Raw genomic sequence first — 7,167 nt, 5'->3', positions numbered from 1 at the left:
CACTGGCTGGTGAAATTGATAAATATGACTAGCACAGATCTTATTGATTATGCAAAAACAAAAGCCTCCCGGATTTCTCTGAAAGGCTTTTGTTTTATTTCATATTAACTATTTTATCTACCACATACTTCGTATTTCCTCTCCAAGGGAGTGCTCCGTTATACTCTTTATAATGAAGATCAAAAGATTTACCGCTATTCATTTCCAATTGCTTGAAAATTTCCGGATCTTCAACCGAAAACTCAAATTCATAGCTTGTAATCGTTCCTGTTTTCCCTCTACCAAAACCCTCCTGAATCAGTTTACCTTCATAAGTTTTGAAAACATATCCTTTTTTAATAGCATAGTTCAGATAGCCTGATTTGACACCTTCTCCAAAAACAAAGAAATATTTATACCATACAAATACTCCTAATAAAAGAAGAATAACGCCGAGAGTGATCCATGTATATTTTTTCATAAAATAGTGTTTTAGTCTATGACTATTTTGCAATACTTCTTGAAATCACAATTTTCTGGATTTCAGAAGTTCCTTCATAAATTTGAGTAATTTTCGCATCACGCATTAATCTTTCTACGTGATATTCTTTTACATATCCATATCCTCCATGGATTTGTACTGCTTCAATAGTAGTATCCATTGCCACCTGAGAAGCATATAATTTAGCCATAGCTCCACTTTCAGAGATATCTTTACCTGCATCTTTTTCTACCGCCGCCTTAAAACAAAGCATTCTTGCAGCTGTAATCTGAGTTGCCATATCTGCTAATTTAAAGGCAATAGCCTGATGGTTGATAATTTCTGTTTTAAAAGCTTTTCTTGTTTTAGCATATTTAAGCGCCAGCTCATAAGCTCCTGATGCAATTCCCAAAGCTTGGGAAGCAATTCCTATTCTTCCACCATTCAATACTCCCATTGCAAAATTGAAACCAAAACCGTCTTCTCCGATTCTGTTTTCTTTAGGAACTTTTACATTATTGAAAATCAAAGAATGTGTATCACTTCCTCTGATTCCTAATTTATCTTCTTTCGGCCCTATCTCAAACCCTTCCCATCCTTTTTCTACGATGAAAGCATTAATTCCTTTATGCTTTTTCTCAGGATCAGTCTGTGCAATCACAATATAATAAGAAGCATTTCCCCCATTCGTAATCCAGTTCTTGATCCCATTAAGAAGGTAATAATCTCCTTTATCTTCGGCTGTTGTTTTTTGAGAAGTAGCATCTGATCCTGCTTCAGGCTCAGACAAAGCAAAAGCTCCGATTACCTGGCCACTCGCCAAAGGAACTAAATATTTTTGTTTTTGTTCTTCCGTACAGTATTTCTCCAATCCTGCACACACCAATGAATTGTTTACAGACATCACCACTGCAGCAGATGCATCAATTTTTGCGATCTCCTCCATTGCCAGCACATACGATACACTGTCCATACCTGCTCCACCGTACTGAGGATCTACCATCATTCCCAGTAATCCCATTTCTCCCATTTTCTTCACCTGCTCTGTCGGAAACTTCTGATCGCGGTCTCTTTCAATAACTCCCGGTAAAAGTTCGTTTTGTGCAAAATCTCTTGCTGCCTGCTGAATCATCAGCTGTTCTTCTGATAAATTAAAGTCCATAAAATGTAATAATTAGTTGTTCGTAAATTTACACTTTTTAACTAAAACTGGAAAAATAATTGGTTTTTGAAAAATGTTTTGAGTTTTACGCTTTTTACCCAAAATTTGTTTATATTTAAGGCCTTTTATATAATAAAAAATTATGAAGATTAAAAGATTATTCGATATTCCTCATCATGCATTGAAAAATCTTCCGAAAACAGATATGTTTGCTACAAAATATCATGGAGAATGGAAAAAAATATCAACGCAGGAGTTTATTAATGAGGCAAACAAAATTTCCAGGGGGCTTATTAAACTGGGAATAAAACCTGGAGATAAAATCGCTCTAATCACTACTAATTCACGTACAGAGTGGGCTATCATGGATTTAGGACTTTCCCAAATCGGTGTAGTATCAGTTCCTGTATATCCTAATATTTCATCTGAAGATTATGAATTTATCTTCAATAACGCCGAAATTAAATACTGTTTCGTTTCCGATAAGGAACTTTTGGGGAAAGTAATGAAGGTAAAACATCATATTTCTTCTCTACAGGGCATTTTTACTTTTGATAAAATCACAGGGGCCGCCCATTGGAGAGAGGTCCTGGATTTAGGAGAAGATGAGTCTACCCAAAATGAAGTTGAAGACATTTCCAATACCATCAACCCGGAAGATCTGGCCACTCTTATCTATACTTCCGGAACTACAGGAAAACCTAAAGGAGTAATGCTAAGCCATGAAAATATCGTTTCCAACGTATTGGGTTCTGTACCTAGAATACCTTTTAAAAAAGGCTTGGATTATAAAGATACAAGAGTACTAAGTTTCTTACCGATCTGCCATATTTTTGAAAGAATGCTTTTCTACCTTTTCCAATATAACGGTCTCTCTATTTACTTTGCGGAAAGCATCGATAAAATGGGTGAAAATGTTAAAGAGGTAAAACCTCATTATATGACCGTCGTGCCAAGGGTTGTGGAAAAAGTGTATGACAAGATATACTTTACAGGATCCTCAGCCGGAGGATTAAAATCTAAAATATTCTTTTGGGCACTTAATATTATCAATAAAAAAACAACGGTTTCCAAACCGTCGGGCCTTATGGAAATCATCGCCGATAAGCTTGTATTCTCTAAATGGAGAGAAGGTCTGGGTGGTGAAGTGATTACTCTAGTATCCGGATCTGCCGCCCTTTCACCAAGACTTAACCTGATGTTCCAAAATGCGGGAATTCCGATCCTGGAAGGTTACGGCCTCACTGAAACCTCCCCTGTAATATCTGTAAACAGTTTTGATAAAATGAAAATAGGAACCGTGGGGCATCCTTTGGATAATCTTAGTGTAAAGATCCAGGAAGATGGAGAAATCACTGTAAAAGGTCCTTCTGTATTCAAAGGTTATTTCCAGAATGAAGAATTAACCAAAGAAGCATTTACTTCAGACGGATATTTCAAAACCGGAGATATCGGGCATATTGACAGTGATGGTTTCTTGCAGATCACTGATCGTAAAAAAGAGATGTTCAAAACGTCCGGAGGAAAGTATATTGCTCCTCAGATTATTGAAAATATGGCAAAAGCTTCGAAATTCATCGAACAGATTATGGTTGTGGGTGATGGTGAAAAAATGCCTTGTGCTCTGGTACAGCCGGATTTTGAATTCGCAAAAAGCTGGGCAATGCGTAATAATCTTAACGTAGGATCCACTCCTGAAGAAATTGCAAAAAGTCCTGAACTGAAAGCCAGAATCGAAAAAGAAATGGAAGGCTTCAACCAAAATTTAGGAAACTGGGAAAGAATTAAAAAGATAGAGCTTACGCCTGAAATATGGAGTGTAGAAGCAGGTCTTTTAACTCCCACTTTAAAATTGAAAAGAAAAGCGATCAAAGAAAAGTTTATTGCTCTTTATAATAAACTATACGACCGTCAGGAATAATTATTATTTGAAATGAAACTATTTATTAAAATACTCATTAGCCAATCCATACTTATTGGATTGGTTTTTTTATGTCTTCCTGCCAGAAAAAAGCGGAAAGTTCTCAAAAAAGCATAGTGGAAGAAACAGAAAATATATTACCTTCAAATAACGATTTAATCATTACTTTAACAGAAAAAGAATTAACAGAATATTTCAGACTGCAACTATTATTAAATTTAATGGGTTTCACTTCTTCCGGAAAAGCAGCCATAGCAGATCTTTGCAAAGAAATCAATTTTTATTACGGAATTGACAAAGAAAAAGACCAGAAGTAGTTCTTCTGGTCGTCATATCTTTATTAAATCTGAATTAAAATTTAATTACAGATTTCATTCTTTCTGTTTCCTCATTTACCAATTCATCATCTACAAGAATTTTCCCGGAATGCTCATCTATAATAATTTTCTTTCTCTGAGCGATTTCCATCTGCTTTTGAGGCGGAATAGTAAAGAAAGAGCCTTTCGGAGCTCCTCTCTCCAACCCTACTACTGCCAATCCATTGATAGAGTTACTTCTGATTCTGTTATAAGAAGCCAGTAATCTTTCATCTATTTTAGCGGCGAACTCTTTAGATTGCTCTATTAAATACTCCTCTTCTTTTTGAGTTTCAGCAATAAGGCCATCCAATTCTTCTTTTTTAAATTTCAAATGCTTCTTAAGGTCATCGATTTTTGTGTTCAATTCACTTAAAGTTTCATTTTTATGAGCGATTTTAGCACCGTACTCTTTAATTCTTTTTTCCGCCAATTGAATTTCAAGATCCTGATATTCAATTTCTTTACCTAAAGCTTCAAACTCTTTATTGTTTCTTACATTATCCTGCTGAGACTTGTATTTTTCAATTAGAGTTTTGGCATGGTTAATCACTTCATGCTTAGTACTGATCTGATCGTTTTGATCTTTGATATCAGCATGAAATTTTTCAGCTCTTTTTTCAAGCCCTTCAATCTCGATTTCAAGATCTTCAACCTCAATTGGCAATTCTCCTCTTGTGTTTCGGATCTCATCCAATCTTGAATCTATGATTTGTAAATCGTATAAAGCTCTTAATTTCTCTTCAACTGAAATATCGTTGGTTTTTGCCATATTTAAAGGAAATAATTTACTGGGTTTGTTCTTTCGCTAGATTTTGAGATTGCAAATGTACTAAATTTTTGTGACAAAATTTCAAATAATTGTTGAGTTACAAATTGTTCCGACTCATAATGTCCTATATCACAAATCAACATTTTAGATTCTGCTAAAAAATAATCATGATATTTAATATCTCCCGTGAGATAGGCATCGCATTTCCTAGAAAGTGCAGATTTTATTCCACTGGCTCCGGAGCCTCCCAAAACCCCTACTCTTCTTATTTTTTTCTCTGTATAATCAGAATGCCTGATCACTTTCAGATTGAATTTATCTTTTACAAACTGTAAAAAATCTTTTTCTTCCATTTCCTGATCCAATTCACCATACATCCCCAAACCTGAATACTGGTTCTCATTATCCAGATTATAAACCTGATGAGCTACCTCTTCATAAGGATGAGCTTCTTTCATCGCAGAAATAATTTGAGACTGTTTATAAGCTTCAAAAATCACGGATATCATTTTTTCATCCGCATTTTCACGAACGTTCCATTGTCCGGAGAAAGGATTAGAGCCTTCTACTGGACGGAAAGTCCCATCTCCTCCGATGGTAAAACTACACTGATCATAAAAACCTATATTTCCGGCACCTGCTGCAAAAAGAGCTTCTTTTACATTTTCAGCATATTCAGTGGGTACATAAACGGAAAGCTGTTTCAGGTTATTTTTCTTAGGCTGCAGAATATTCAGATCCTTTAAACCTAAATGATTACAAATTCCTGCATTCACCCCAAAAAAATCATTATCAAAAGCCGTGTGTATGGCATAAATAGCAACTTTATTTTCAATAGCTTTTAAAACTGCTCTTTCTACATAATTTTTTCCAGTAATACTTTTTAATCCTGAAAATATAATAGGATGAAAACAAACAATAAGATTATATCCCTTTTGCACAGCCTCGTCCACTACATTTTCGAGTGCGTCATGACACACTAAAACTCCGGTCACTTCACGGCTAGGCAGACCACATAACAATCCTACATTATCAAAATCTTCAGCCTGCGGCATCGCAATATATTTCTCTATTTCTGAGGTAACCTCTCGTATTGTCATTTTATTGTGTATGTTTGCTACGAAAATAGGAATAATTTGTTAATTTTAAAAAAAGTCTAAGCATGGAAAGAGAGCACAATCTTGTTCCTGAAGATGTCCTCTGGAAAAGGTTTTTGTATCGTATTATTTACAGATCCGATACAAAACTGGGAAAATTATTTGATGTGATCTTATTATCACTGATCCTTATCAGCACACTTATCATTATGATGGAAAGTGTACCCGCTTATGATAAGAAGCTGCATATTTTCTTTATTGTCTTTGAATGGATCATTTCGATGTTTTTTACAGCAGAATATATTATGCGTATTGCTGTGGTCAAAAATAAACGCAATTACATTTTCAGTTTTTTCGGAATTATAGACTTTCTGGCCTTGGTTCCGTTTTATTTAAGCTTATTTTTTCCTATTACCAAATACTTTCTGATTTTCAGAATGCTCCGAATGTTAAGGATATTCAGAATCTTTAACTTAATGGACTTCATGAATGACGGATATTTAATTGTAAGAGCACTAAAGAACAGTTCGAGAAAAATCTATATTTTCCTTTTATTTCTTATTATTTTTTCAGTAATCGTGGGTTCGCTGATGTTTATGGTAGAAGGCGGACGTCCCGGATTTGAGACTATTCCACAGGCCATTTACTGGGCTGTAGTTACAGTAACTACCGTGGGTTATGGAGATGTATCTCCGATAACGCCTACGGGTAAATTTTTCGCTATGATCCTGATGCTTGCAGGTTACTCTATTATTGCCGTTCCTACAGGAATTGTAACTGCCGAAATGAGGAATAAAAGACAGAACCTTGAAAAGGTATGTGACCGGTGCGGAAATGAAGATATTGATGATGATGCCCGCTATTGTAAGCAATGTGGCAAGAAATTAGCTTGATATAATTAACTAACCAAAAATCATAGAATCATCATGGAATCAAAAAAGAAAAACAAACCCAACAGTCTTATTATTGTTTTATTTGCATTAGTTGCTCTTATGATTATCATTTACTTTGTACTAGTCATGTTTTTTCCCACGATTTTTGAACATATGAATACGGGGGATATTCAGCCTGTACCTGACAAATAGAGACTCATTTTCTTATTACTTTCTTTTAAATATAGAACTAAAGAATGAAGAGGGTGTAATTATATCCAACATTGTTCTTTTATTTAAAGAAAGGAAATGTGGGCAGATAAAGATACCTTTCAAAAAGTACTCTGGAGATGCTATTTACTGATAGACTCCAACTGTTTACGAAGTTTCGAAAGAATATGAAAAATCACATTATGAGAATGGAAGATAAAATTTCGCTCTAAAAAAGAGTTATTTATTGAGACTATAAATGATGAACCAAAAAAACTTTATCGGTGAATCCGCTCCAGAAGTATAAACAATTTTAT

The 7,167-nt window shown here is 34.9% G+C and carries 7 protein-coding genes and 1 pseudogene; 4 read left to right on the top strand and 4 right to left on the bottom strand.

Features of this window, described 5'->3' with window-relative positions; genetic code table 11:
• Window positions 1-94: 94 nt before the first annotated feature.
• Both Q0A18_RS07350 and Q0A18_RS07345 read right to left on the bottom strand, forming a co-directional pair.
• Window positions 95-460, bottom strand: a complete 366-nt coding sequence (locus tag Q0A18_RS07350) for a hypothetical protein (RefSeq protein ID WP_292009499.1) — start codon at window positions 458-460, stop codon at window positions 95-97.
• Between the two features lie 22 nt (window positions 461-482).
• The gene (locus Q0A18_RS07345) at window positions 483-1,622 is read right to left on the bottom strand and encodes an acyl-CoA dehydrogenase (protein WP_292009498.1); all 1,140 of its coding nucleotides are present in this window, start codon (window positions 1,620-1,622) and stop codon (window positions 483-485) included.
• A gap of 142 nt (window positions 1,623-1,764) precedes the next feature.
• Between Q0A18_RS07345 and Q0A18_RS07340 the strand changes: the two genes are divergently transcribed.
• On the top strand, window positions 1,765-3,543 hold the full coding sequence (locus tag Q0A18_RS07340; protein WP_292009497.1) for a long-chain fatty acid--CoA ligase: 1,779 nt from the start codon (window positions 1,765-1,767) through the stop codon (window positions 3,541-3,543).
• Between the two features lie 116 nt (window positions 3,544-3,659).
• Window positions 3,660-3,860: a hypothetical protein gene (locus Q0A18_RS07335; protein WP_292009496.1), complete on the top strand. Its 201-nt coding sequence runs from the start codon at window positions 3,660-3,662 to the stop codon at window positions 3,858-3,860.
• A gap of 34 nt (window positions 3,861-3,894) precedes the next feature.
• On the opposite strand, the gene Q0A18_RS07330 is transcribed toward Q0A18_RS07335, so the two are convergent.
• Both Q0A18_RS07330 and Q0A18_RS07325 read right to left on the bottom strand, forming a co-directional pair.
• Complete coding sequence (locus Q0A18_RS07330) at window positions 3,895-4,671, bottom strand: hypothetical protein (protein WP_292009495.1); 777 nt, start codon at window positions 4,669-4,671, stop codon at window positions 3,895-3,897.
• A gap of 2 nt (window positions 4,672-4,673) precedes the next feature.
• Window positions 4,674-5,771 carry a Nif3-like dinuclear metal center hexameric protein gene (locus Q0A18_RS07325; RefSeq protein ID WP_292009494.1) on the bottom strand — a complete coding sequence of 366 codons (1,098 nt, stop codon included), beginning with the start codon at window positions 5,769-5,771 and terminating at the stop codon, window positions 4,674-4,676.
• Between the two features lie 62 nt (window positions 5,772-5,833).
• On the opposite strand from Q0A18_RS07325, the gene Q0A18_RS07320 reads away from it, so the two are divergent.
• Window positions 5,834-6,661, top strand: coding sequence for an ion transporter (locus Q0A18_RS07320; protein ID WP_292009493.1), 828 nt, complete (start codon window positions 5,834-5,836; stop codon window positions 6,659-6,661).
• Window positions 6,662-6,978: 317 nt separating this feature from the next.
• Window positions 6,979-7,083: pseudogene (locus Q0A18_RS16500) on the top strand (hypothetical protein); the annotation flags it as partial.
• Window positions 7,084-7,167: the final 84 nt, after the last annotated feature.

The organism is Chryseobacterium sp., assembly GCF_022712095.1.
In the GTDB taxonomy this organism is placed as follows: domain Bacteria; phylum Bacteroidota; class Bacteroidia; order Flavobacteriales; family Weeksellaceae; genus Chryseobacterium.
The sequence above is the reverse complement of the archived record's forward strand: the minus strand, read 5'-3'. Positions and strand labels throughout refer to the sequence as shown.

What these genes read in the sequence shown, in the direction of transcription:
- Q0A18_RS07350 (WP_292009499.1), bottom strand. Translation starts at nt 460, where the DNA reads ATGAAAAAATATACATGGATCACTCTCGGCGTTATTCTTCTTTTATTA.
- Q0A18_RS07345 (WP_292009498.1), bottom strand. Translation starts at nt 1,622, where the DNA reads ATGGACTTTAATTTATCAGAAGAACAGCTGATGATTCAGCAGGCAGCA.
- Q0A18_RS07340 (WP_292009497.1), top strand. Translation starts at nt 1,765, where the DNA reads ATGAAGATTAAAAGATTATTCGATATTCCTCATCATGCATTGAAAAAT.
- Q0A18_RS07325 (WP_292009494.1), bottom strand. Translation starts at nt 5,771, where the DNA reads ATGACAATACGAGAGGTTACCTCAGAAATAGAGAAATATATTGCGATG.
- Q0A18_RS07320 (WP_292009493.1), top strand. Translation starts at nt 5,834, where the DNA reads ATGGAAAGAGAGCACAATCTTGTTCCTGAAGATGTCCTCTGGAAAAGG.
- Q0A18_RS07330 (WP_292009495.1), bottom strand. Translation starts at nt 4,671, where the DNA reads ATGGCAAAAACCAACGATATTTCAGTTGAAGAGAAATTAAGAGCTTTA.